A 21,683-nucleotide genomic window follows, 5' to 3' on the forward strand; every position below is an offset into this window, starting at 1 on the left:
CCTCCTTTACGCATTGCGCAGGGCTTCAATCGGATGGAGCAACGACGCTTTTCGAGCGGGCGCATATCCGAAGACGACCCCGACGAGCATTGAGAAACCGGCTGCAAGGAGCAACGTCCCGACGGAAATCGTAAACGTCGTCCCGATCAACAGACTGACGAGATATGCCAGACCGACCCCGACGATGATGCCGATCCCACCACCCATCAAGGATAATAAGATCGACTCGAGTAAAAATTGGAGCCGAATCGCCCGTGGGCGTGCGCCGAGTGCTTTGCGCAGACCGATTTCCGTCGTCCGCTCCGTGACCGAGACGAGCATCATATTCATGATTCCGATGCCGCCGACAATCAAGGAGATCGAGGCAATCCCGGTTAACAGCAACGACAACATCGTATTGATTTGATCAATTGAATCGAGGGCTTCATCAAGACTGACGATCGTATAGCGGTCTTCCTGTTCATTATAGAATTGATACATTTTCGCGGACAGATCCCGTTTGACGGTCGCGACGTCGGCCGACTCCTCTTTGAAGACATCGACTTGTTGCACCGTGTCGATGTCAAGCGTCCGCAGTGCCGTCGTATACGGAATCACGATTTCCTCCGAGTCGGTATCACTCACGCCGATGACCTGATACGTCAAACCGTTCAGGAACAGCGACTGTCCGACCGGTTCCTGTCCCGGAAAAAGTGTCCGGGCAACGGAGGGACTGATGACGGCGACGACGGTTTCCTGCTCGACATCACTGATTTTGATTTCCCGTCCCTGTGTGACATCGGCCGATTCCTGGTAGTAGATGTGATTGCGGCCGCTGATCGTCACGTCATCGAGTCGGGCGTCTGCCGACCGCACCGATAATTGAGTCGTCAACGTCGGGGCAATACCGCGTGTCCCGTCGACTTGATTTAACTCTTCCAGTTGCCCTTGGGATAATCCTGCTTTTAACGGAGACGTCGTCGTTTGAATCGTCAATTTGTTTGCCCCAAACGTCGAGACTTCGGCATTGATCGAGGCAGTCGCCCCGTTAACGATTGAAATCAGAGCGATGATGGAAGCAACACCGATGATGACCCCGAGTGTCGTCAGAAAGGACCGCATTTTATGATGGACGATATTCGTCCAGGCCATCCGAAAGGTTTCGCGTATCATGGATGACTCGCCTCCTGTACCTGTCCGTCTTCAATCCGGACGATTCGTTTCGCCTGTTTCGCAATCGTAATGTCGTGGGTGATCATGACGATCGTCTTCCCTTCGTCCGCCAACTCGTGAAACAAGCCCATGATTTGCTGGCCGGTCTTTTGGTCGAGTGCCCCGGTCGGTTCATCCGCCAGCAGCAGCGTCGGTTTCGTGACGAGTGCCCGGGCAATCGCGACCCGTTGCTGTTGCCCGCCGGACAACTGATGCGGATAGACACTCCCCTTTTCCCCGAGTCCGACCCGGGTCAGCAAATCGACCGCCCGCCGGCGTCGTTCTTTTGGCGAGACGCCCGCATAAATCAGCGGCAACTCGATGTTCTGCAGGACCGTCAATCGCGGTAACAGTTGGAACTGTTGAAAGATGAAGCCGACTTCCTGATTCCGGATCCGGGCAAGTTCATCTTCAGACAGTTGGCTGACATCCTGGTGTTGCAGGTGATAGTTGCCGCTCGACGGGATGTCGAGACAGCCGATGATGTTCATCAAGGTCGACTTACCGGATCCCGACGGACCGAGGATCGTCACGTATTCCCCGGCCTCGATCGATAAATCGACATCTTTCAAAACCGTTTGCCGGTTTTCGCCTGCCCCGTAAGCTTTCGTAATCTGTGTTAACTCGACGACGGCCATTACGATGCACCTCCCGGAGGAGTCGGTAACAGACCCGAACTGCCTTGTTCGGTCGGCAACACGACATAGTCATCAACGGACAGACCTTGTTTGATTTCAATGTCTTGCCCGTCCGTCACTCCGGTCGTGATGAACCGGCGGACAACTTCGCCTTCTTCTTCGACGTAGACGTACGGACGGTCATTTTCCGTATACTCGACGACATCGAGTGACAAGACGGGCGCCTCCTTGACCAATTGTTTGTTGATGCGGGCCTCGACGGTCATGCCGACACGCAGTTGGTCCGGCTCATCGATCGTGACGTCCGCCGTGAAGTAAGACAGTCCATTCTCCGTGACCGCTTCTTTACCAACCGATTCCACCGTACCGTCCACCGTTTCGTCCAAGCCGTTTACACGCAACTCAACCGACTGATCTTGTTTGAGGCGATGGATATCCTGTTCATCGACCTTCAGTTGAACGGTCAAATCACTATAGTCCGTGATGACGGCGAGTGACGTGTTGGGTCCGTAGATGGCATTTGGTTCGACATCAAGCTTGGCGATTTCACCCGTGATCGGGGCTTGATACGTTTTGCCACTCATGCTTGAAAACAGAGTGTCCCCCGCCTTGACTTGTTGTCCGACTTTAACCTCGACCGCCTTGACTTCGACCAGCTCATTACTGACGACCGTACTGCGCTTGTCGGCCATGACTTGTCCCGTGAAATGATAATACGTCTGTAACGTTTTTTGTTTGACTTGCTCCCGTTTTAATCCATCCGCTGACGATTGTTGCCCCATCGCTGCGACACCGGCTGTCCCGATCAGCAGGATGACTAGCAATCCGATCCACCATTTTCGTTTTTTTGTCTGCTTCATCTGTTTGTTCCTCCCTTGTCTTGAATACTCATACTGTAGAAGGAAGTTATGAACCAATTATGAATTCCGGTCGCGTTTCATCAAGAAAATCTTTTTTTCTTCAATAGACAAAATTTTCAAATAATATTACACTTATTTTACCTTAATTTGTAAAAGGAGTGGTTTGATGGATATCTTTGTTAAAGACGTTTCGCATACCTTCAGCCAGGCGGGATTACAGAGTGAAATCTTAAAAGCGTTGACCTGTCAGTTTTCCGCGAATGACATCACCGCCCTTGTCGGTCCGTCCGGATCAGGGAAATCGACGTTTTTAAGTCTGATCGGCTCGCTCGACCGGCCGACATCGGGGCAAATCGACTATGACGGACAGGACATCACGAAGTGGAAGAACCGGCAATTGTCGAAGTTCCGGGCGCAGGAAATTGGCTTTGTCTTCCAACAGTTTCACCTGTTGCCCGCTTTGACGGTCAAAGAAAATCTGCTCGTTCCCTTACTGAAACAAAAAACCGACTTCAACAAAGAAGACCGGATTGCGGAAATCTTGGAAAAAGTCGGACTCACCGCGAAACAGGATGCCTTGCCGGCGCAATTGTCCGGCGGGCAACAGCAACGGGTCGCGATCGCTCGAGCCCTGATCAATCGGCCGCGCTGGATTCTCGCCGACGAACCGACCGGTAATCTCGACTCGATCAACGGGGAGATGATCTTTCAACTGTTGCTCGATCTCCATCAAGAAGAACAATGCGGCATCCTGTTTGTCACGCACGATTTGGCACTCGCGGAGCGGGCGGATCGGATTGTGTTCATGCAGGATGGGCAGATTGTCGAAGATCTGCGGAAGCAGACCGTTCGGAGTGTGTAAAAACGATTCATGAAGGCGAGGTGGAATTCATCAAAACGTTCCGGTCCAAACTCATTATATGCATGATTGGTTCATCCGCCGTCTTTTTTCTGCTGTTGTTTACGACACAATCGGTCTATCAATCCTTTCGGCAAGCAGACTTTTCTGAACAGGAAACGACGGTGAAACGGGGATGTGGAAAAGATTCGTTGTCAAATCGGATTTTTTCAAAATATAACTGTTCCGAAGGGATCATCCGAGAAGATTCCGAGAGTGAAATTCTTGGGGGTGCGACCGGGAAAACGGAAAAGATCGAAGGTCCTTCACGCGGAAAAGTAAAAACGGCTGAATCGGCCTCTTTCTTCGAAACAACCAAGGAAGCCGCCCGTTCCAAGTCGTCCGATTGGTTATGGGCAGGTCTGTTGCTTGCCGGGTTCTTCATGTTCTTCATCTCTCATCATTTCAATCAGCGACGGCTCCGGAATCGCCCAATCAGCGAAACTTCCGTAATCCATAACCGGACCGCCTTACCACGACCCTTCTCGATTCATCCGACGAGCACATCCAAGATGCCCGTTCCACCGCAGGAATCTGTCCGACTGCTCTTGTTTGACTTCAATCAGCAATTATCAAAACCATTGCAACGCCGACGGCACGAGTCGCTGACAGAGTGGACGCAGCGCATTGAGTTGTCGACGTCACTTGCGCCCTACCTGATTACCCGCTATGCAATAGAGACAGATGTTGATCCAAACGAACTTCGTCACTTCAAACAGGATTTAACAACGTATTTACGCCATCAGTCTTCCCATCACTGAATAAAGGAGAATCCTTATGCTACGTTTCGTTTTGAATCACTGGCGCCGACAACGGTTTAAGTTCATTCTGACGCTTGTCGGTGCGCTCATCATCAGTGCCGGACTCAGTCTGATGTTCAACTTGACCGACTCCAGTCAAGGCACGGTCGAACAGACATTACAAAAGAAATGGTCGTCCGCCTACGATATCGTCGTTCGGCCGAAAGGCAGTCAAATGTCGACTGAATCAAGTGACCTGCTGGAACCCAACTATTTAAACGGTATCAACGGCGGGATTTCTTTGGAGCAATATGAAACCATCAAACAGATGAAAGAAGTTGATATTGCAGCACCGATTGCTGTCATGGGCTATGCCAACACGTTTGTCATGTTCAAGAAAGCCATGACGTTTCCGAAGGAACCCGGTATTTACCGCTATAAGAGAACAACATACACCGAGACTGGCCTTGGCAAAGAACAGCAATTCGAAGAGCAGATCCATATTGCTCAAGGAACAAAGATCCAATTACCAGAAAAAGTCCCCTTCTCAACCTCGCCGGTGGACAGCTTTCGGGATGTTTCTGCCGGTAACCCGGTTCTGATTGTCGCTGTCGATCCGAAAGAGGAAGCCCGACTAGTCGGACTCGATCAAAGCGTCAGTTCTAAAAATAATTCCCGGTATTTTTCACAGTTGGATCAACATGAGTCACCTCGAGGGGCTGACGACAATATTATTCCGGTTCTTGTCAATCCGCATTCCTTTAATAAAGGGACATATGAATTTACGATTGAAAAGCTGGATGCCCCGTATAAAACTGAGCAGGATCAGCAAAAGCTGGTTCAAGAACTGGTCAAAAAACAGCCGGACGGTGACCGTGTAAATTCTATCCTTCAAACGTATCCGGCCAAATTGACGCAACGCCTTGAGATGCCGTCTTCTAAAGTCGAAGAAACCTATCTCAAAACATTGTCGGAAGGGACAAACCTCCAGACGTTTGTTGCAGAAGATGCTCCAGGTGCCCAGTTGCTGTATAAATCAGGTCCGCTTCAGTTCAATGAAACCAAAAGTCCATATCCGACGCGCTGGAAGAATGCTTTTGAAGTCAGCACCTCTGCGATTCATTTAAAGAACTGGTACTTTTCGGAGTCGACGCATCCTTCAAAAGGATATCGGTCACTTGTCTCGACCGGAAAAAAGGTTAAAAATCCGAGCGAGATGGAAATTCCGTTTAAGTATCCTTACCTCACCTTTAAAGTCGTCGGTCTCTATGATCCGAACAAAATTAAAGTCTCAAAAGATCCGCTCAATGAACTGCCGATGGAAACCTATCGACCGTCATCCGCTGATCTCGTCCTCGATGCGAAAGGCAATCCGGTCAATCCGGCAAAGTCAATCGACACGTCTGGTAATCCGGTTGGTTTATTGACGAACTCGCCGAACATCCTGACGACGTTAGACAGTGCCTTTGCCGTCAACGGAAAACAGGCCATCTCGTCGATTCGTCTCAAAATCAATGGCGCAACGACCGTCAGTGAGGAGTCGGAACAGCTCCTGCAAAACGTTAAGACACAAATCGAACAGGAAACCGGACTGCTGGCAACGATTACAAAGGGGTCGTCGCCGCAACCGGTCGTGACAAAGGTCGTCGATGACGGCAAGACACTCGGTTGGATCGAACAGCCGTGGGTTCATATCGGTGCCGCGATGACAATCTTCCGCGAAACGAGTGTCGGCTTCTCCGGTGTCATCTTCGCGATGCTTGCCGTTGCCATCGTTTATGTCCTTGCGACAAGTTACGTCTCGATGCTCGCCCGGCGGAAGGAATTTGCCGTCTTGCTCGCACTCGGCTGGCGGACAAAAGACTTGTACCGGATTGTCTTAATTGAAGCCGCGCTCCTTGCTGGATTTGTCTCGGTCATTGCGTTACTCGTCGAAAGCATCTTCTCGTATGTCCGAAACGAAACGATGAACGGGTGGAGCTTACTCTGGATTACCCTGTTCAGTCTCGTGATTTACTTTGCCGGTGCCGCCTGGTCTGCCTTTACGATCCGGAAAATTTCGCCGTACGAAGCCATCAAGACGGGTGAATATGCATCATCGTCTCACGTCAAACTCGGTCTCCGTTCGACCTGGACACTGGCGCTAAAAGAAATCTTTGGCAAGTGGAAGCGGAATGCGCTGTCGATTTTATCGATTGCTTTACCAACGGCTCTGTTGACATTCTTCCTGTTCGTGACGTTCCACCTGCAAGGCGTCCTGTATACGTCATGGCTCGGTCAGTTCGTCGCCTTACAGGTCGGTCCGATGCATTACGTGACGATGGGTGTAGCAATTACGATTGCCATCCTGACGACCGGCGAAATCATGTGGCAAAACGTCACCGACCGGCGGGCGTCGCTCGCGATCTTAAAAGCCGTTGGCTGGACAAACCGTTCCGTCCGTCAATTGATTGTGTTAGAAGGGATGCTGATCGGATTCGTCGCCGGAATCGTCGGACTGAGTATCTCTTACATCACAATTTATGTGTTGTATGATCTCGTTCCGTGGGATGAGCCGCTGTTGATCGCTGTCTCCCTGCTTCTGCCGGTGCTATTCGGAACAATCGCTTCGCTCCTGCCGGCGCAAATCGCAGCACGCGTCAATCCCTATCAGGAATTAAAAGATGCAGGATAATCAGAATCAGTAGACAACCTGAAGACCGGCTCTCGCCATACGAGGTCCGGTCTTCAGGTCGTTCTGGTCGTGTGGTTCGTCAGGCGCGTCGCCCCTTGATGGATGAGCCAGGCAACAACCAAGATGAACGGGAAAAATTGTAACGGAAATAAAAACAGCAGCAAAGTTGCGGTGACAAACGGCTGTTTGAGGATGACCGTACAACTGGCAGCGACACTGACTGCAATCAGCAAACCCGGTGTATACGGAAAGACGGACGCTAAGGCAAACGCCATCGCTGTACTCGAGAAGACCGCCGGAAAGATTTTTCCGCCCCGCCATCCGAACGAAAAACAGACATGGGTCAAAAAGGCTTTCCCGACGGCGATGCTGATTAAGAAGAAGACCGATTGATCGAAGGCAATCCGCGAGAACTCAAGAATTTTTTGTTCACCGGAAAATAAGAAATAAGACGACATGCTGCCGAACAGACCTAAGATTGCACCGGCGGCCAAAGCCAAACCCAGCGGATGCGGATAGTTTCGCGCCACACTGTCCGTCCAGCGGCCAAATAACAAAAACAAGTATCCGAATCCCGTCCCGATCATGACTGCCGGAAGCAGGAAGTACATCACCTCCACCGTCCAGTTCACGTTCGGTGTACTGATGGAAAATAAGATTTCGTGCGGGAACAGTCGATTCAGTGTCGTAAAGGCGAAAATCCCGCAGGCTGTCGTCAGTGCATACAACAAGACTTTGATGGATGTACGCTTGAAGTTGGTCCGGTTCACCCCGTCTTCGAGTGCTTCACTGACGCCAATCAACGGCGCGTAAAAAATCGTCGATAACATCGCTCCGATCCCAAGATCAAGCAACTCTTTTTTCTTCTGCAGGGTCCAGGTCATCCGGTCACCGGCCCACGTCATCAATCCGCCGAGAATGCTGATCAATGCTGCTTCCGGACCGAGACTTGCTCCGAACGTCAAAACCAGCAAGGCAGCCACGGTATTTTTGACGACTGCGCCTTCATACGCGACCCGGCCTGTCGTCTTGAATTCCTCAAGCGTCTGATGCATCGTCCGGGGATAGTCGCCGATGTACGTTTGGAACAGACCAATCAACAGTCCGCCGAACAGACAAATCCAAAACGGATAAAACGGCGTGTCCAGCTGTTCCGGAATTGTCGTCCACGTTACATGAATCAGCAGATTCGACAATGCCAGAAACAGCGACGCAAGTGCCCCGACAATCAGCCCGAGCAGACAACTGTAGAAGACGAATACCAGATTAAAGTTCATCTGCTTCACTCCTTATTCGCAAATACTGCCCGTCACTTCCCGTCTGGTTTGTTTTTGTTTAAATGGAATTCTTTTAACGCCCGGTTAAAATTCACGATCAGAGCACTGATGACACCGATCCCAAGCAAGACATACCCCATCGTAAAGATCTTGCCGATCGGCGTGACCGGATGAATATCACCATATCCGACTGTGGTCAGCGTCATGACGGAAAAGTACAGCGCGTCGAGATAACTCAGCTGTTCAACGCTGTGATAAAAAAACATCCCAACCGCCAGCAAAAAGGCGACGGAGAACATGACGGCCTTTTGTTCATCTTGACGAAACAGGATTTTCAGGACGTAATACATATTGCGTAGCAGAATGAAAAAGGCAATCATCGCATCCTTCCTCTCCTCACAAGCAGACTTGACACGTGACGACTTTCGTTCCTTTACCTTATCTATTGAATTACCCGAAAAAAGGGAGAACGATTCTTAAATCGTCTCCCTTTACATCCATCCTCTTGTTCGGTTTCCAATCTGTTTGTCCACTCCCTTATTTTGGACGATAGAATAAGGTAATATGAAGGTTCCTGCAAAACATTCATCTACCTTAGAGGAGGTCAGAAACATGCGTATTCAAATCATCGGCGGTTCCGGTACCGGGAAAAGCACGCTCGGCAAGTGGATCGGGCAACAAGAAAGTATCCTCTGGATCGACAGCGATCATTATTTGTGGAAAGACCACACATTTACCGAAAAACGATCGGTCGCGGAACGGTATGCCTTATATACACCGGATATTGAAAACCATCGACAGTATGTCGTCTCCGGTTCCGTCTTTTCGTGGAATCCGACCGGCTTCCACAACCGGGAGTTGCTTGTCTTTTTACGCTTGGATGAAACGACACGGATGAACCGTTTAATCCAGCGGGAACAAGAACGGTATCCTGATTTCACGGGATCGAATGAATTTCTCGATTGGTGCGGGACTTACTTGACGGCGACGGATCCGGCGATGATTGGGACGCTAGCCGAGCACCGTCTGCAAATGGAACGTTCCGCTTCACCCGTCATTGAAATCGATGCAGCGTTGCCGACGGACGAGATCTACAGACAAATCAGACACGCCTATCAGCAACTGCAAACCGCACTGTGAATTTTCGTATACTTACCGAAACCAACTAGCTCCCTCCCGTGTCAGAAAATCGAGTTCCCGTTCGTAATGCGTGACATGTCCCTCTTCAATCATCCGCTGAAAGGCTTCTTCGCCTTCCGTTGCTTTCCGCTGAATCGTCGCAATCAGTGCCTGGATACGGAGCAACACCGTTTCGTACAAGGCGGCTTTTATGTCTGGTTTTCCGTAAGCCGTCAAAAACAATTCGATTCGCCGCCGGATGCGTTCCTGATCTGTGATTCGATCATAGAGCACAGGCTCCCCTGTTTCCGTCATTTGATGGCGGCTTAACGGAACAAACGTATACATCGTATACGCGATATCCCAAATCCGTGGTCCCGGGGCGGCGACATCAAAATCGATGATGCCGATCGGCCGTTCATTTTGAAAAATGACGTTATAAACGGCAAAATCATTATGGCAAATCAGTTCAAGTGGCTCGGGTGTTCCGTCGAGCGGTGGCCAACCAGGTGAAATTGGAAAATCCGTGACGGCTTCGTGATAAGCACGCAATAAGCGTGCCGTTTCTTCCAAAACGATATCCGAGCGCATGTATGGCTCGAGCGGATAATTCCCGGCCTCGCCTTTAATGTACGAGACGATTTCCCGACTTTGTGCGTCAATCCCTAAAAACCGTGGACTTCCTGAAAACCCTTTTTTCTCAAGATGGTGTAACAACCGATGAATCCGTTCACTGTCTGGTTTTTGTTCGCGTCTGACTGTATCCCCAATCCGTGAGACGTCGGAGACATTCCCGCCCGTCAATTGTTCTTCCTGCTCAGGTTGCGTCATGTGGTATCCTCCCCTTTCCGTTGACTCAGTGCCGCGACGAGAATCGACGCTCCGACTAAACTGATGACAAGATCGCTTCCTTTGACCAACGCGAAGTCAAAATGCCACAACGTGTCAACCCCGTTCGTGATCACCATCCCGATGACATACAGCGTGATACTGAGCGGAATCATTCGTTTAATGAACCGCGGGACACGAATCCAGATTCGTAACAAGCGTTCACCTGTTTTACTCATCATTTCATCCCCTTACAACCTAAAATTCCCCTGTTCTTGACTAGCTTATCATGTCTGGGTCGATCACTCAAAGTGTTCGCCGGCCTTGACAACTGGTAGACTAAAGGATAGAAAAGTCAGGAAATGGAGTCGATATTTATGAAAGCCATGACCATCACACAATACGGTCACGTCCCGCTTGAACTTACAGAACAGCCCCGTCCGCAGGTCAATCCCTACGATGTGCTCATCGAAATTCATGCCGCAAGCATCAATCCGGTTGATTTTAAGATTCGTGACGGGAACGTCAAACTGTTGATTCCTTATCAGTTCCCGTTGATTCTCGGCAATGATTTTTCCGGTATCGTGACGGAAATCGGTTCTGCCGTCACGAAGTTTCAGATCGGGGATGCCGTTTACGGTCGTGCCGAGAAGAACCGGATCGGCACGTTTGCTGAATACATCGCAATCGATGAACAGATGCTTGCTTTGAAACCAGCCACACTTTCGTTTGAGGAAGCGGCTTCGATTCCGCTGGTCGGCTTGACGTCCTATCAGGCGTTACATGACATTTTGCAGCTGACACCCGGACAAAAAGTTTTGATTCACGCCGGTGCCGGAGGCGTCGGAACGTTTGCGATTCAACTGGCGAAAGCGATGGGACTATATGTCGCAACGACGGCAAGCCCCGCCGGACATGAGCTTGTCCAGTCACTTGGGGCCGATAAAATCATTAATTACCGGACCGAAGCCTTCGAGGACCTGTTGCACGATTATGACGGCGTCTACGATACGATTGGCGGCGAGACGCTCCGACGGTCGTTTAAGGTTGTCCGTCCGGGTGGACACATCGTCTCGGTTTCCGGACTGCCGAACGGCCGGTTCGGTAAGTCCTACCGGTCCGGTTTTCTCAAGACGTCATTATTTAGACTGTTGACGCTCCGCGAGACACTTCTTGAACGAAAACATGATGTCACCTATACGTTTTTGTTCATGCGACCAAGTGGTCAACAACTCGAACACATCACGGAATGGATCGAGAGTGGACAAATCAAACCGATCATCGACCGGGTGTATCCGTTTGAAGACGCCCAAGCGGCGCTCGAGTATTCAGAGTCCGGTCGGGCCAAAGGCAAGGTCATTTTAAAAATCAAGTAAGAGACTAAAAACGGTCCAGCAATCACCCGACGATGGGGTGTTTGCCAGACCGCTTTTTATTGATAGCTTATTTAAATTTATTCATCGACTTAAACAATAAATGATATAATATGTTAAAAATAGGATAATTAATTCTAGAGATGGGAAGGAAGAAATCAATGGACATACGTACCGGCACCCCGTACAAGTATTATTTTTGGAAACGGTTTTTCCTGCTGTTCATTCCGCTGTTTTTGATTGGGATTCTACCTGAGCCGTTCATCACAGAAAATCCATTCAACAGTCTTGAAGATTACGGCGAATTCGCCTTCGTCTTTTTGTTGTATCTGATTGTGATGTCCGGAATTTCCGCTTTTTTGGTCTCGATGCGTTGGAGACGAAAACAAAACTGTCGATGATGACCACTTTGTCTAAAAGGAGACACAGATCATGCACTGGAAAACAGCTCTTACGGCAGCTTTAATGGTGTCGCTTATCGTCACTGCAGGATGTACCGATTCTGATTCAACCAAGCAACCGTCGAAAATCAAGGCAGATCCGCAGGTGGCTGAGCCGACGCCAAATCTTGAACCGGTCAGTGCCCCTTTGTCCGACTATGGAAAATATGTGCCGCTGAAGAAAAAGACAGACCAGATTTCGCTCGGAACACATCAGACCTACAATCTGTCGTCGTTTTTTACCGATCAAAACGTCCGGATTGCTCCGGACTATCTGTATCAGCAATCGATCTACTATACGCACGTTAAACAAACGAGTGATACAACCATTAACAGTTACATTTACCGCTACAGCCAAGGGTCGAACGATAACCAAGTGCTGCATACAGTCAACCGGACGATCGGTATGATGACCGGAGTGTCGCATTACCTGTTTTGGGTCGAATACAATCAAGCTAAGTCCGGACAAAAATGGGCGATTCGCTTGCTGGACTTGAAGACGGGAAAAATCAATACACTTGATCAAGGCATCAGCCGTTATGACACGGCGATTCCTTATCTGGATGCGTCCTCAAAACGGGTATCCTGGATGACGTATGAAGCGACACCGACCCGAACAAAAACCATCCTCAAGTCGTTTGATGTCGCGGAAGACGCCATCATCATCCATCAGCAATATATGTTAAAAGAAGGCGAAAAACGGACTGGACAGTACCCATTTGACTTCCGCCGGAGCGATGCCGGGCTGATTTTGCATACAAGTACGTTTAAGAACGGTCATAAAACGCCGACGCTCGAGACGTTTGACGGTGCATTCAGCCGACGAATGAACGGACTGATTGATTTTGAACACAATAAAAAGTATGTTGCAATCGGCGAAGAAGGCTCCGCTCTCTTGATGCCTAAGAAAGGACAACAACCGGGGTACCAGTTCAAACCGTCGGACAACCGGTTGACGGTTGATGCATTCCGCTTTTTATCGGCTGACCGCGTCATTTTCCGGGAGAGTATGACGCGACTCTGGTACGCCGATCTTGCGCGCGGCACCGTTGCTCCCTTGACGGAAATGGCCGATACGACGTCCAAACCGATTTATGTCAACGGAAAGCTGGCATACGGCGTATCGGACGACGAACAGATTGAATTCCATGTCATCGATTTAAAAAAATGATTGGTGAAGACCGTTCCTTTCGTGCGAAAAGGACGGTCTTTGTTTTGTCCGGAGGGGTCCATTTCGAGCGTTCGGTATGCTACACTTTTGGTAATAATTAGTCTTGAGGAGGAAATACGATGACGAAACATCGGTTGTACACGACAGCGTTTTCGAGTGTCTATCCGCTTTACGTAACAAAAGCGGAACGCAAGGGTCGGACGAAACAGGAAGTCGATACGATCATTTGCTGGCTGACCGGTTACTCCGAGCAACAACTCGCAACGCTGGCAACAGATCAGACAACATTCGAAGCCTTTTTTGCGGAGGCGCCGGACATGCAGGAACGGCGATTGTTAATCAAAGGTGTCGTCTGCGGCGTCCGGGTCGAAAATGTCGAAGATCCGTTGATGCGGGAAATCCGCTATCTCGATAAGTTGATTGATGAACTGGCAAAAGGAAAAGCGTTCGAAAAAATCTTACGGTAAGAATCGAAGGAGGAAAACATCGTATGCTGACTACCATTGCGTCACTCTTCGCTCTCGTCACGATGTTAATGAGCGGTGTTTACGGTTATGTCTATTTTCAAAAAAAACAAGAAGGCATCCCGCTTTCTCCCCGCACGAAAGCGGTCTTTACCTCGTTGATCATCATCTTCGGTACGGCGTCACTTCTGATCACTCAGTACTAAAAAAAACCGGACACCTCAGGCAGGTGTCCGGTTCTTCTGTCTGCTCTCGTTAAAAGCGCTCATCCAACCAAACGAAGATGTCCGCTATCATCTGATCCGACACGGTATGGTTGATGAAGGGATATTTGAAAAACGTCAAATCGTTGTTCGTTCCAACAGACTGCTGGACATAGTGTTCTTGCGTTTCAATCGGAATGACTGCATCGCGTTGTCCATGTACGAATAACGTTGGTGTAGACTGTTTTTGCAGGACAGGATCATACGCCTGCAAGCGTCGTTCTTCTTCCGCCGTTAAATCGTCTCTTTTGTCACGGCTTCGGAAAAGCTGTTCCGAAAAGAGGAAGGAGCCGGACCCGTTGATGTTAACCACCCCTGCGCTACCGTTGTGTTTAGCAGCAGCTCCGCTTGCGATGAATCCTCCCATCGAGACACCAAGCCAAATGATGTCCTCTCTTGGAACGTTCAGCTGCTGAATGAGTGTGCTCGATTCCTCGATGCTTTGAAACACGACTTCCCAAAAGTGATGTTCGACGACGCCCGGGTTAAAATACGTTGCTAACGCATCACGGCTGTCATGCAGGTGGAGTTCCGGTACAATGACGGTAAATCCTTTATCAGCAAGCATACCGGCAAATTCCTCGTATTTGGTAACACTTGATCCCCAGCCATGATATAAACAAATCGTTTTACGGTATTTTTGATGTTTGGCTGGATATGTCCGGATCGACAGAACGGAATCATTTAATGTGCGCATCTGTATGTCTCCTTTTCGATTTAGATGTAAATCGATTACAACTATGTAAGTTGCATGAATTATCCATTTTTTGTTATGTTTGTGAACGAGAGGAGGAGAAACATACACTTACTCTGGTTCAATCTGATCATGTTTTGCTTTTACTTCCCCAGCCTGATTCTGCACGAATACGGGCATGCGATCGTCGGCCGCCTGATTGGTCTGAGGCTAAAATCAGTTTCGATCGGGAAAGGCGAACCCTTCTTACGCATCGGTCATTTTTCCGTCGCCCGAAAGCAATTTTGGGAGGGATTCTACCAATCTCACCCGTCAGAGATTCCGCGCCGTCGCGGACAACGAGCAGCGATGTTACTCGGTGGAGTTGGTGCCAACTTTATCGGTGGTGTATTCGTCTTTATTCTAAGTCAGCTCTTTCCAAGCCCAATTATGCATCTGTTGGCTCTGCCCTTCATTCAGATGTCAGTCATTTTCGTCCTGTTAAATCTGATTCCGATCCGCTTGACAAGTGGTGTTTCAAGCGACGGACTGCAGTTGAAGCAACTGTTTTTCAACAAAAATCAACGAATATCCTGACAGGAGTTGAGTTCATGTTAAAACCATTGCTGTTCGCAAGTAGTCTACTGCTCGTCGGATGTACTTCCGAGCAACCGAAAACCGTTCCGTGGGGTGAAAATACACCGGCTCAAATCGAGCGGCTGAAAGCCAATGGCATCGAGTTTACAGTCAAGGGCGACCAATTACTGATCCCGCAAGATCAGGTCGATCAAGCGACAAAGTGTTGTACTTGATGAAAAGATATAGCGGCCACTCCTAGACAAATCAGGAACCAGCCGCTATTTTGTATTGATTTAAGAATCGGACTGATCCAGTTCTTTTTGTGTCCGGCGTAATGAGATTTTTGTGAAGACCCATTCGTACAGTTGCAAGAATGCGATTACGACAACGAATGTCGCCAGTACTTTCAACCAGTCATTTAAAGTGTCCGGCATCCCGCGCAGGAAAAGCATGACGATTGCAAAAAAGAGACCGCCGGTAAGGTGTGTCCAAAAATGTTGTTTCATTTTCTTCTTGAAACTGCGTTCGTCATCGACTTCCGTATCATAAACCCCTTCTAGTGCCATTTTCGCTAACGCATATAAGACATATACGATGACATAGACAAGACTGGCTCCCCAATGTGAAGCCGGACGGTCCAAAATGAATCCCCGGACAATCAGGTCAAGCATCGCCAGGACGACGATAAACAGTCCGGCCTGATGAAACGCCCGCAACTCCCTCATCTGTGTCCGTTCATCCGCTACAGTTTCAATCCCTAACCATTGTTTTAACTTATTCATCGGCTTCCTCCCAAAATAGCGTATTTAAATCAGTGTGCAACGCATAGGCAATCTCAAGACACAGCTTCAGGCTCGGATTAAATTTACGCGCTTCAATCAGGGCAATAGTTTGACGTGTCACCTTCACACGATCGGCCAATTGTTGTTGCGTCCATCCTTGTTCCATTCGTTTTGATTTCATCGGACTCATGCTTGGACTCATGTTACTCACCTACTTCAAAGATTTTCCTTTTTCAGTATGTCATATATAGTTAACATATGCAATGTATAAATGACATTCTTCTGATCATAAACTGATTCTATGATTTACTTTTTAATAAAATTCATACAATCCATTATCGAAATAGCGGAATGTTTCTTCTGAGATTGGTGGAAATCCATATCCGGAATAGAACGCATCAAGCATCTGGATATCCTTTCGAAAAGATCGTGTCGCCAAGGCTTCATCGTAGCGGGGATCGCCGACCGTCATTCCGGCTACATCGATAAATGCAACGATTGCGTTGTCTCGGACCAACAGATTGTCCGTCGTACAATCTCCGTGTATTCACGTCTCCGGAACAGGTTCCGGCTGCTTGGTGGATAACGCGTTAAGTAACTCGCTTGAACCACTTGTCCATCCCTGTTTAATATAGTGATCGGCTTGAAGCAGCTGTTTATTCAGCCAGTCTTTTGAAGAATGGGTGGAGCTAGTCTCCCTCGTATGAAGCTGTCGGAGGAACCGTCCAAATGCACGAATCAGCTCAAGACGCTGCAGTTCGGAAGCATTCGCCAGTGCCGTTGTCAACGTCTCACCTGCTATGTAGGACATCAGTAAATAAGCCTGTTGCTCGTCTTCCATATAATCAATATAAGTCGGGATATTGATATGTTGTGACTTGAACGTCTGCATCACTGTCGCTTCCTGCGCCAACCACTCGCGGTATCGGGGTAAGCTTGCCTGTTTGAGGATATAGGTCCCGTTTAACGTTTTTACGTAGTAGACGACGGCTGTTCCCCCCCTGCGCGGCAACGGGATGGATCGAATGGATCAAACCGACTTGTTGTTCAATTCGTTGTTTAATAGAAACGTTCATATCAAAATCCCATCTCCGACCGTAAACGCCTTAAACGCGACGGGTGACGACAACCGGATCCAGGTCGACGGTTTTCCGTACTTCATCGAAGCATCGATAAACGTTTCCAGTGTCTTGACGGACGGCGTATACAATTTGACCATGAAGTTAAACGTTCCGGCGAGCCGGTGGCACTCGACGACATCCGGATGGTCTTTGCAAAACGCGATAAACGCGTCGCATCGCGTATCTTCGAACATCAAAATCGCCATGATGGTTTTTTCAAGCGCAACAGGATTGATGACGGCACGGTATCCTTCGATGACACCACGGTCCTCGAGTTTCTTGACGCGTTCGTTGACGGCAGGCGTCGAAAGACCCACCGTTTTACCGAGTTCCGTCCATGACATCCGCCCGTCTGCCTGCAACGCCCGGATAATTTCGTGATCAATTTCGTCCATTTCCCTAACCTCCTAATATTATGAAGACATATCTTAAAATTACCATTCATTTTCAGGTGAAGCTACTGAAAAACAAACAAAACCAGCTGTCCGGTCCCGTTTTTCTTTCGTACAATGAAGACAGATCAAACGAGACGTGAGGTGAACGACATGCAGGCAACAAATTGCACCCGCTGTGCGGAGACATTTGAAGATGGTCAGGAAACGTACCACTGTTCGCACAACTGTACCTTTTGCAAAGAGTGTACCGAGACGATGAATTCGATTTGTCAAAATTGCGGAGAAACATTAGTCCGGGTAGAACAGTAATACATACAGCAAGGGAGCGGATCATTGGAATCCGCTCCCTCCTTTCGTTATTCACGTGTCGACACCTTGCGTTCGGCCAACCGGTCCTTCGCCTGTTCCTGATGTTTCTGAATCGTACTTTCTCCGACCGCTTTTGCCAGTCCCCGCGTCGGCAGATTGACATACATCGTCTCGTAATTGCTGATTTCAAACGTCTCATGGAAAATCCCGACGGCATGACTTGCCCGGGCCGACTGATTAAACTGTTTCCACGCTGTCAGGTGACGGTTGCCGTGCGAATAGGCAATCAGAGCGTCGGAGGAACGCCAATACTGAATCAACGTGACTGACCGCCAACCGACGAGCATCTCATGCGACAACAAACCGACCTGCTGTTCATAACATTCCTTGATCATCGGTGTCATCGCCTGAACGGCCGGTAACCATTTCTGGACCGCTCGCAGACGGTTAATCCGTAACCCGATGATAAATACGACGACGTCTTCATTCGGTGTCGCGATCACGCGTTTCATCGTCTTTTCCTCCTTCAAGTGTCTGAATCGACGCAGCACACCATTCGAGCAAGGCTTGTGTCTTCCGTTTACCGTAATCGAGCGTCAACAGCCAATACATTGCTTCGTTTGTTTCAGGAGAGGCACGAATCGTTTGTTCAATCATGTGGTACGTCTCCAACCGTTCCCGGAGCAGAGCGGCATGCTGGTCAATTTTTTGAATCGTCGTTTCTTTTGACTCATGACGGGCAAAATAAAGCTTCAGCAACAGTTCATTCCGCTGAACCGGCAGTTCGGTCGTCGGCTCCTCGACCCAGCGCCTGAGGGCGGCCTCTCCGTCCGGCGTCAAAATGAATGTCTTCCGGTCGTCCCCTTCACTCGTCTCTTCAATTAGTCCCTCTTGCGCCAACGTCTTCAACATCGGATAGACCTGTCCGAAGCTGATCTTCCAAAAGTGATTGAGACTTGTATCAATCGTATGCTTCATTTCGTAGCCTGACGTACAACCGCTCGCAAGCAGCCCTAAAATCGCATACCGGGTCATGTTTTCTTTTGGCATCGGTTTCTCCTATATCTTTTAGATAGTATCTTTTAGATATATATTCCCGGTCTTTCAGTTACTAAACGAATATTCAGAATTTTTAACAGTTGATTTCATTTCTTTCACCAAGTATGTTACCCTATTTACAATTATTAACAAAGGAGGTTCATGATGCACGCGATTCAAAGTTACTTCATCCTGTATTTAAAAATCATGGTGACGGACAAAATCCCTTTTTTGTGGACGATCGGACTGCCGCTTGTGCTCGCACTGGCGTATGGCACCCAAAATGACTTTACATATGCCGACTTCCTGTCCTTCATCCCGCTGTTCTGGGGCTATATCATCTTATCGACGTACTTGAACGGAATCGGACTCCAACTGGCCCGGATGCGGGAACGAGGGTTGATGAAAACCTATATCATGATTTCCGGAGATAAGCTGAGCTGTATTCTTGCGATGATTCTTGTCCAAGTCGTGTTCGCCGCGGTCAGTCTCGTCTTCTTTACGGTGACGGTGTCGCTCGTGACAGGCTTCTTTTCGTTTCAACTGATCGGTCTTTCCCTGCTCGTCCTGCTCGGCAGCCTGCCGCTCGCTTTTGCGAGTACATTGCTGACACTTGTGCCGTTTAAGATCTCCAGCATGGCGACACTTGCCAATATCGTCATGTATCCGTTGTTTTTAGTGTCGACCCGCCAGAGCGAGCAGTGGTTCAGTTACTTAAATCCGTTTTATACGATCCGTCAGTTGTCGTTTGAGATCCTTCACTTTTTCAAAGACCTCGATGTGTCAGTCGACGGACTGACTTTGCTGTTGGCGCTGATTCTTTATCTGCTGAGCGGTCTTTTCGCCATCAAACGTTTTAACTTATTGTCCATCTTGACCCGTTAAGGAGGAAACCCATGTTTGTTCAACACCTGCAATTTGCTTATCCAAAGTCCCGTGCGTTATTACATGACGTGACGTTTACGCTACAACCAAACAAGCTCAATGTGTTGATTGGCATGAACGGCTCCGGGAAAACCACTTTATTTGACTGTATGACGGGTGCCTTGCGTCCGCAGGCAGGTGACATTGCCCTGCCGGACCAATCCGATATCCTCTATCTGACGCAATCCATCTATTATTCCGATGAATTAAAGGGAAAGGACGTCGCCTATTTCATCGGTCGGCTCGCCCAACTCACTGATTTTAAAAAACAAACGACCTACAGTGCTTCTTTACAGAGCCGACGCGAAATCGATTTATTCCATCATCTGTGGCAAATGAAGGTCGGGAAGATGTCGGCTGGCGAAAAGAAATGGTTGTTCGTCACGTTGTTGACGACGATCCCCCGCGCATTGTACATGTTTGATGAACCGACGAGCGGTGTGGATCCCGCCACCCGCCTGCACATCATGCGCCGATTCGAAAAGTTGATTGCCGACGGTCGGACCTGTTTGTTTTCGACTCATCAGCTGCATGACTTATTGCACACGGATGCGCATGTCATTTTCTTGCATGACGGGTCGATTGTCTATGAAGGAGATTTTCAGGACTGGTTACAGACGTTTCAAACGAGCGATCCGGACGTCGCGTTCACAAAAATGCTTGACCTCGCAACTGAACCGGAACGTGCCAACACGATGCCTTAAGGGAATCGTGTTTTTCTTACATTCTTGTAAGCTCCTCTTCTTTTTTAGGGCAATGGATTCGTTTCCCTATACACTAATAGAGTTTTCATTTTCCTAAAACAGAACGGGAGTTTTTTGCTATGCCTTATTTTTTAAAACTCAGCTTATTTAGTTTTGTCCTGCTGCTTGCCGGATGCAGTCAACCGGAATCGGAACCAACGCTTCCGGTTCCAGCACCAAAAGAATTGATCCGAAGTGAGACGTTTTCGCCGCTCGGACAAAGCAACAGTTACGATTTAACGGCTTTCTATCAGCGGTATCCTTACCTGTCCGGTCCGAGCTACATCGATGAAACCGCCTTGTATTTTTACGCCTCAAACGAGAAAAACAACTTCATTTTCCGTTATTCCTTAACGGATCAAAAGCTGCAACAATTGTATACGACGAAGCAATCCATTTACAAACTGGTTGGTGTCGGACGGCAGTTATTCTGGATCCGTTATCAAGATCATGCGAATGACAGCACATGGACACTCGAGACCATGGATTTAGCCACCGGTTCCATCCAACAACTGGATCAAGGAACCGAGCCGTTGCATTTTTACCCCGATTTGCAGACGGCAGCGACGCATGTCTCCTGGATCAAGCATCTGAAAAAGAACCGTCAGACACAGTCGCTCGTCCAAAAATATGATGCAGCGACCGGGTACGTCACGACACAAAAAACACTGACGTTGAAGGAAACAGCAACCCGGACTGGAGCATATGCGCAACATCTCAGGGACGGAGACGGCGGAATTCTTCTAGATCAAACCACGTACAAAGCGGATGAGAAAACGACCGCCTACACGACACTTTCTGGAAAAACGATCAAAAAAGCCACGATGCCGCTTGATTTTGCTTATGGACGGCACTATCTCGCAACGGGTGCGGAAGGAAACGCTCTGTTCCAATCGCATGGATCGAACCGGACATCGTATTACTATACGACGCCAGAACCGTATGATCTGGTTGATGCCTTTTGTTTCCTGTCATCCGATCATGTCGTCTTCCGGGAAGAACAGCATCAACTTCTTTATGCGGACCTGATAAACGGGACGGTTGTCCCACTGACGGACAAGGAAGGCGAGTATTCGAAACCGGTTTTCACGAACGGTCGACTCGGTTACAGTATGCTTCGGGATGACGGAACATTACATTTCCACCTCATACAACTCAAAAAATAAGGAAAAACACAAAAACC

Annotated in this window: 28 protein-coding genes and 1 pseudogene; 15 read left to right on the forward strand and 14 right to left on the reverse strand. The window is 48.8% G+C overall.

What is annotated here, in order from left to right:
• Nucleotides 1-6: 6 nt before the first annotated feature.
• From P397_RS0108825 to P397_RS0108835, 3 genes are read right to left on the reverse strand one after another with little or no spacing between them, the layout of a single operon-like run.
• Nucleotides 7-1,152, reverse strand: a complete 1,146-nt coding sequence (locus tag P397_RS0108825; protein WP_028106230.1) for an ABC transporter permease — start codon at nt 1,150-1,152, stop codon at nt 7-9.
• Nucleotides 1,149-1,829, reverse strand: a complete 681-nt coding sequence (locus P397_RS0108830) for an ABC transporter ATP-binding protein (RefSeq protein WP_035414125.1) — start codon at nt 1,827-1,829, stop codon at nt 1,149-1,151. Before P397_RS0108830 ends, P397_RS0108825 begins: the two co-directional genes overlap by 4 nt.
• Entirely contained in the window at nt 1,829-2,689 is an 861-nt protein-coding gene (locus P397_RS0108835; protein WP_028106232.1) for an efflux RND transporter periplasmic adaptor subunit, read from the reverse strand. Before P397_RS0108835 ends, P397_RS0108830 begins: the two co-directional genes overlap by 1 nt.
• Nucleotides 2,690-2,855: 166 nt before the next feature.
• Here P397_RS0108835 and P397_RS0108840 point away from each other — a divergent pair, with 166 nt between their 5' ends.
• From P397_RS0108840 to P397_RS0108850, 3 genes are read left to right on the forward strand one after another with little or no spacing between them, the layout of a single operon-like run.
• Nucleotides 2,856-3,551: an ABC transporter ATP-binding protein gene (locus P397_RS0108840; RefSeq protein ID WP_035414127.1), complete on the forward strand. Its 696-nt coding sequence runs from the start codon at nt 2,856-2,858 to the stop codon at nt 3,549-3,551.
• 20 nt (nt 3,552-3,571) lie between these two features.
• Nucleotides 3,572-4,348, forward strand: coding sequence for a hypothetical protein (locus tag P397_RS0108845; protein WP_028106234.1), 777 nt, complete (start codon nt 3,572-3,574; stop codon nt 4,346-4,348).
• Nucleotides 4,349-4,364: 16 nt separating this feature from the next.
• Nucleotides 4,365-7,001 carry an ABC transporter permease gene (locus P397_RS0108850; protein WP_028106235.1) on the forward strand — a complete coding sequence of 879 codons (2,637 nt, stop codon included), beginning with the start codon at nt 4,365-4,367 and terminating at the stop codon, nt 6,999-7,001.
• 53 nt (nt 7,002-7,054) lie between these two features.
• Here P397_RS0108850 and P397_RS17230 read toward each other — a convergent pair whose 3' ends face one another.
• Nucleotides 7,055-8,278: a chloride channel protein gene (locus P397_RS17230; protein WP_035414129.1), complete on the reverse strand. Its 1,224-nt coding sequence runs from the start codon at nt 8,276-8,278 to the stop codon at nt 7,055-7,057.
• A 32-nt stretch (nt 8,279-8,310) separates the two neighbouring features.
• Nucleotides 8,311-8,658: a potassium channel family protein gene (locus tag P397_RS0108860; protein ID WP_026832939.1), complete on the reverse strand. Its 348-nt coding sequence runs from the start codon at nt 8,656-8,658 to the stop codon at nt 8,311-8,313.
• Between the two features lie 232 nt (nt 8,659-8,890).
• Between P397_RS0108860 and P397_RS0108865 the strand changes: the two genes are divergently transcribed.
• A complete protein-coding gene (locus tag P397_RS0108865; protein WP_028106236.1) occupies nt 8,891-9,418 on the forward strand; it encodes a P-loop NTPase family protein in 528 nt (175 codons plus the stop codon).
• A gap of 12 nt (nt 9,419-9,430) precedes the next feature.
• On the opposite strand, the gene P397_RS0108870 is transcribed toward P397_RS0108865, so the two are convergent.
• Both P397_RS0108870 and P397_RS0108875 read right to left on the reverse strand, forming a co-directional pair.
• The gene (locus tag P397_RS0108870; RefSeq protein WP_028106237.1) at nt 9,431-10,228 is read right to left on the reverse strand and encodes a phosphotransferase; all 798 of its coding nucleotides are present in this window, start codon (nt 10,226-10,228) and stop codon (nt 9,431-9,433) included.
• The gene (locus P397_RS0108875) at nt 10,225-10,464 is read right to left on the reverse strand and encodes a hypothetical protein (protein ID WP_235183966.1); all 240 of its coding nucleotides are present in this window, start codon (nt 10,462-10,464) and stop codon (nt 10,225-10,227) included. Before P397_RS0108875 ends, P397_RS0108870 begins: the two co-directional genes overlap by 4 nt.
• 138 nt (nt 10,465-10,602) lie before the next feature.
• On the opposite strand from P397_RS0108875, the gene P397_RS0108880 reads away from it, so the two are divergent.
• The 5 genes from P397_RS0108880 (at nt 10,603) to P397_RS0108900 (ending at nt 13,879) form a co-directional block, all read left to right on the forward strand.
• Nucleotides 10,603-11,601: an NADP-dependent oxidoreductase gene (locus tag P397_RS0108880; protein WP_028106239.1), complete on the forward strand. Its 999-nt coding sequence runs from the start codon at nt 10,603-10,605 to the stop codon at nt 11,599-11,601.
• A gap of 158 nt (nt 11,602-11,759) precedes the next feature.
• Nucleotides 11,760-11,999 carry a hypothetical protein gene (locus P397_RS0108885; RefSeq protein ID WP_028106240.1) on the forward strand — a complete coding sequence of 80 codons (240 nt, stop codon included), beginning with the start codon at nt 11,760-11,762 and terminating at the stop codon, nt 11,997-11,999.
• A 31-nt stretch (nt 12,000-12,030) separates the two neighbouring features.
• The gene (locus P397_RS0108890; RefSeq protein WP_028106241.1) at nt 12,031-13,209 is read left to right on the forward strand and encodes a hypothetical protein; all 1,179 of its coding nucleotides are present in this window, start codon (nt 12,031-12,033) and stop codon (nt 13,207-13,209) included.
• A 119-nt stretch (nt 13,210-13,328) separates the two neighbouring features.
• Nucleotides 13,329-13,676, forward strand: a complete 348-nt coding sequence (locus P397_RS0108895) for a DUF2200 domain-containing protein (protein WP_028106242.1) — start codon at nt 13,329-13,331, stop codon at nt 13,674-13,676.
• Between the two features lie 23 nt (nt 13,677-13,699).
• Nucleotides 13,700-13,879, forward strand: a complete 180-nt coding sequence (locus P397_RS0108900; RefSeq protein WP_028106243.1) for a hypothetical protein — start codon at nt 13,700-13,702, stop codon at nt 13,877-13,879.
• Between the two features lie 49 nt (nt 13,880-13,928).
• On the opposite strand, the gene P397_RS17235 is transcribed toward P397_RS0108900, so the two are convergent.
• Nucleotides 13,929-14,633: an alpha/beta hydrolase gene (locus tag P397_RS17235; protein ID WP_051523944.1), complete on the reverse strand. Its 705-nt coding sequence runs from the start codon at nt 14,631-14,633 to the stop codon at nt 13,929-13,931.
• 129 nt (nt 14,634-14,762) lie between these two features.
• Between P397_RS17235 and P397_RS0108910 the strand changes: the two genes are divergently transcribed.
• Together P397_RS0108910 and P397_RS0108915 are read left to right on the forward strand one after the other, a co-directional pair.
• Nucleotides 14,763-15,206: a M50 family metallopeptidase gene (locus P397_RS0108910; RefSeq protein ID WP_028106244.1), complete on the forward strand. Its 444-nt coding sequence runs from the start codon at nt 14,763-14,765 to the stop codon at nt 15,204-15,206.
• 14 nt (nt 15,207-15,220) lie between these two features.
• On the forward strand, nt 15,221-15,421 hold the full coding sequence (locus tag P397_RS0108915) for a putative periplasmic lipoprotein (protein WP_028106245.1): 201 nt from the start codon (nt 15,221-15,223) through the stop codon (nt 15,419-15,421).
• 60 nt (nt 15,422-15,481) lie between these two features.
• Here P397_RS0108915 and P397_RS0108920 read toward each other — a convergent pair whose 3' ends face one another.
• The 4 genes and pseudogenes from P397_RS0108920 to P397_RS0108935 all read right to left on the reverse strand — a co-directional run bounded on the left by P397_RS0108920 (nt 15,482) and on the right by P397_RS0108935 (nt 17,486).
• Nucleotides 15,482-15,970: a DUF6773 family protein gene (locus tag P397_RS0108920; protein ID WP_028106246.1), complete on the reverse strand. Its 489-nt coding sequence runs from the start codon at nt 15,968-15,970 to the stop codon at nt 15,482-15,484.
• Nucleotides 15,963-16,172 carry a helix-turn-helix transcriptional regulator gene (locus tag P397_RS0108925; protein ID WP_407636691.1) on the reverse strand — a complete coding sequence of 70 codons (210 nt, stop codon included), beginning with the start codon at nt 16,170-16,172 and terminating at the stop codon, nt 15,963-15,965. Before P397_RS0108925 ends, P397_RS0108920 begins: the two co-directional genes overlap by 8 nt.
• A 111-nt stretch (nt 16,173-16,283) precedes the next feature.
• A pseudogene (locus P397_RS17595) lies at nt 16,284-16,982 on the reverse strand (phosphotransferase).
• 60 nt (nt 16,983-17,042) lie between these two features.
• Nucleotides 17,043-17,486 (reverse strand): Lrp/AsnC family transcriptional regulator, encoded by a 444-nt coding sequence (locus P397_RS0108935; RefSeq protein ID WP_028106248.1) that lies wholly within the window; start codon nt 17,484-17,486, stop codon nt 17,043-17,045.
• A 150-nt stretch (nt 17,487-17,636) separates the two neighbouring features.
• Between P397_RS0108935 and P397_RS17775 the strand changes: the two genes are divergently transcribed.
• Nucleotides 17,637-17,795: a DUF1272 domain-containing protein gene (locus P397_RS17775; RefSeq protein ID WP_081578956.1), complete on the forward strand. Its 159-nt coding sequence runs from the start codon at nt 17,637-17,639 to the stop codon at nt 17,793-17,795.
• A 47-nt stretch (nt 17,796-17,842) separates the two neighbouring features.
• Here P397_RS17775 and P397_RS0108940 read toward each other — a convergent pair whose 3' ends face one another.
• A complete protein-coding gene (locus P397_RS0108940; protein ID WP_028106249.1) occupies nt 17,843-18,307 on the reverse strand; it encodes a DUF4188 domain-containing protein in 465 nt (154 codons plus the stop codon).
• On the reverse strand, nt 18,279-18,845 hold the full coding sequence (locus tag P397_RS0108945) for a PadR family transcriptional regulator (RefSeq protein WP_028106250.1): 567 nt from the start codon (nt 18,843-18,845) through the stop codon (nt 18,279-18,281). The genes P397_RS0108940 and P397_RS0108945 overlap by 29 nt, the downstream gene beginning before the upstream one ends.
• Before the next feature lie 153 nt (nt 18,846-18,998).
• Between P397_RS0108945 and P397_RS0108950 the strand changes: the two genes are divergently transcribed.
• The 3 genes from P397_RS0108950 to P397_RS0108960 all read left to right on the forward strand — a co-directional run bounded on the left by P397_RS0108950 (nt 18,999) and on the right by P397_RS0108960 (nt 21,666).
• Nucleotides 18,999-19,718, forward strand: coding sequence for a hypothetical protein (locus P397_RS0108950; RefSeq protein ID WP_028106251.1), 720 nt, complete (start codon nt 18,999-19,001; stop codon nt 19,716-19,718).
• An 11-nt stretch (nt 19,719-19,729) separates the two neighbouring features.
• Complete coding sequence (locus tag P397_RS0108955) at nt 19,730-20,461, forward strand: ATP-binding cassette domain-containing protein (RefSeq protein ID WP_028106252.1); 732 nt, start codon at nt 19,730-19,732, stop codon at nt 20,459-20,461.
• A 119-nt stretch (nt 20,462-20,580) separates the two neighbouring features.
• Complete coding sequence (locus P397_RS0108960) at nt 20,581-21,666, forward strand: TolB-like translocation protein (protein ID WP_028106253.1); 1,086 nt, start codon at nt 20,581-20,583, stop codon at nt 21,664-21,666.
• Nucleotides 21,667-21,683 lie beyond the last annotated feature (17 nt).

Source organism: Exiguobacterium undae DSM 14481, assembly GCF_000620805.1.
Classification (GTDB): domain Bacteria; phylum Bacillota; class Bacilli; order Exiguobacteriales; family Exiguobacteriaceae; genus Exiguobacterium_A; species Exiguobacterium_A undae.

Coding starts and splice junctions, on each gene's coding strand:
- P397_RS0108960 (WP_028106253.1), top strand. CDS start 20,581: ATGCCTTATTTTTTAAAACTCAGCTTATTTAGTTTTGTCCTGCTGCTT.
- P397_RS0108900 (WP_028106243.1), top strand. CDS start 13,700: ATGCTGACTACCATTGCGTCACTCTTCGCTCTCGTCACGATGTTAATG.
- P397_RS17230 (WP_035414129.1), bottom strand. CDS start 8,278: ATGAACTTTAATCTGGTATTCGTCTTCTACAGTTGTCTGCTCGGGCTG.
- P397_RS0108945 (WP_028106250.1), bottom strand. CDS start 18,845: ATGCCAAAAGAAAACATGACCCGGTATGCGATTTTAGGGCTGCTTGCG.
- P397_RS0108880 (WP_028106239.1), top strand. CDS start 10,603: ATGAAAGCCATGACCATCACACAATACGGTCACGTCCCGCTTGAACTT.
- P397_RS0108940 (WP_028106249.1), bottom strand. CDS start 18,307: ATGAAACGCGTGATCGCGACACCGAATGAAGACGTCGTCGTATTTATC.
- P397_RS0108885 (WP_028106240.1), top strand. CDS start 11,760: ATGGACATACGTACCGGCACCCCGTACAAGTATTATTTTTGGAAACGG.
- P397_RS0108955 (WP_028106252.1), top strand. CDS start 19,730: ATGTTTGTTCAACACCTGCAATTTGCTTATCCAAAGTCCCGTGCGTTA.
- P397_RS17235 (WP_051523944.1), bottom strand. CDS start 14,633: ATGCGCACATTAAATGATTCCGTTCTGTCGATCCGGACATATCCAGCC.
- P397_RS0108850 (WP_028106235.1), top strand. CDS start 4,365: ATGCTACGTTTCGTTTTGAATCACTGGCGCCGACAACGGTTTAAGTTC.
- P397_RS0108915 (WP_028106245.1), top strand. CDS start 15,221: ATGTTAAAACCATTGCTGTTCGCAAGTAGTCTACTGCTCGTCGGATGT.
- P397_RS0108870 (WP_028106237.1), bottom strand. CDS start 10,228: ATGACGCAACCTGAGCAGGAAGAACAATTGACGGGCGGGAATGTCTCC.
- P397_RS0108890 (WP_028106241.1), top strand. CDS start 12,031: ATGCACTGGAAAACAGCTCTTACGGCAGCTTTAATGGTGTCGCTTATC.
- P397_RS0108950 (WP_028106251.1), top strand. CDS start 18,999: ATGCACGCGATTCAAAGTTACTTCATCCTGTATTTAAAAATCATGGTG.
- P397_RS0108865 (WP_028106236.1), top strand. CDS start 8,891: ATGCGTATTCAAATCATCGGCGGTTCCGGTACCGGGAAAAGCACGCTC.
- P397_RS0108895 (WP_028106242.1), top strand. CDS start 13,329: ATGACGAAACATCGGTTGTACACGACAGCGTTTTCGAGTGTCTATCCG.
- P397_RS0108920 (WP_028106246.1), bottom strand. CDS start 15,970: ATGAATAAGTTAAAACAATGGTTAGGGATTGAAACTGTAGCGGATGAA.
- P397_RS0108825 (WP_028106230.1), bottom strand. CDS start 1,152: ATGATACGCGAAACCTTTCGGATGGCCTGGACGAATATCGTCCATCAT.
- P397_RS0108840 (WP_035414127.1), top strand. CDS start 2,856: ATGGATATCTTTGTTAAAGACGTTTCGCATACCTTCAGCCAGGCGGGA.
- P397_RS0108935 (WP_028106248.1), bottom strand. CDS start 17,486: ATGGACGAAATTGATCACGAAATTATCCGGGCGTTGCAGGCAGACGGG.
- P397_RS17775 (WP_081578956.1), top strand. CDS start 17,637: ATGCAGGCAACAAATTGCACCCGCTGTGCGGAGACATTTGAAGATGGT.
- P397_RS0108835 (WP_028106232.1), bottom strand. CDS start 2,689: ATGAAGCAGACAAAAAAACGAAAATGGTGGATCGGATTGCTAGTCATC.
- P397_RS0108875 (WP_235183966.1), bottom strand. CDS start 10,464: ATGAGTAAAACAGGTGAACGCTTGTTACGAATCTGGATTCGTGTCCCG.
- P397_RS0108925 (WP_407636691.1), bottom strand. CDS start 16,172: ATGAGTCCAAGCATGAGTCCGATGAAATCAAAACGAATGGAACAAGGA.
- P397_RS0108910 (WP_028106244.1), top strand. CDS start 14,763: ATGTTTTGCTTTTACTTCCCCAGCCTGATTCTGCACGAATACGGGCAT.
- P397_RS0108830 (WP_035414125.1), bottom strand. CDS start 1,829: ATGGCCGTCGTCGAGTTAACACAGATTACGAAAGCTTACGGGGCAGGC.
- P397_RS0108860 (WP_026832939.1), bottom strand. CDS start 8,658: ATGATTGCCTTTTTCATTCTGCTACGCAATATGTATTACGTCCTGAAA.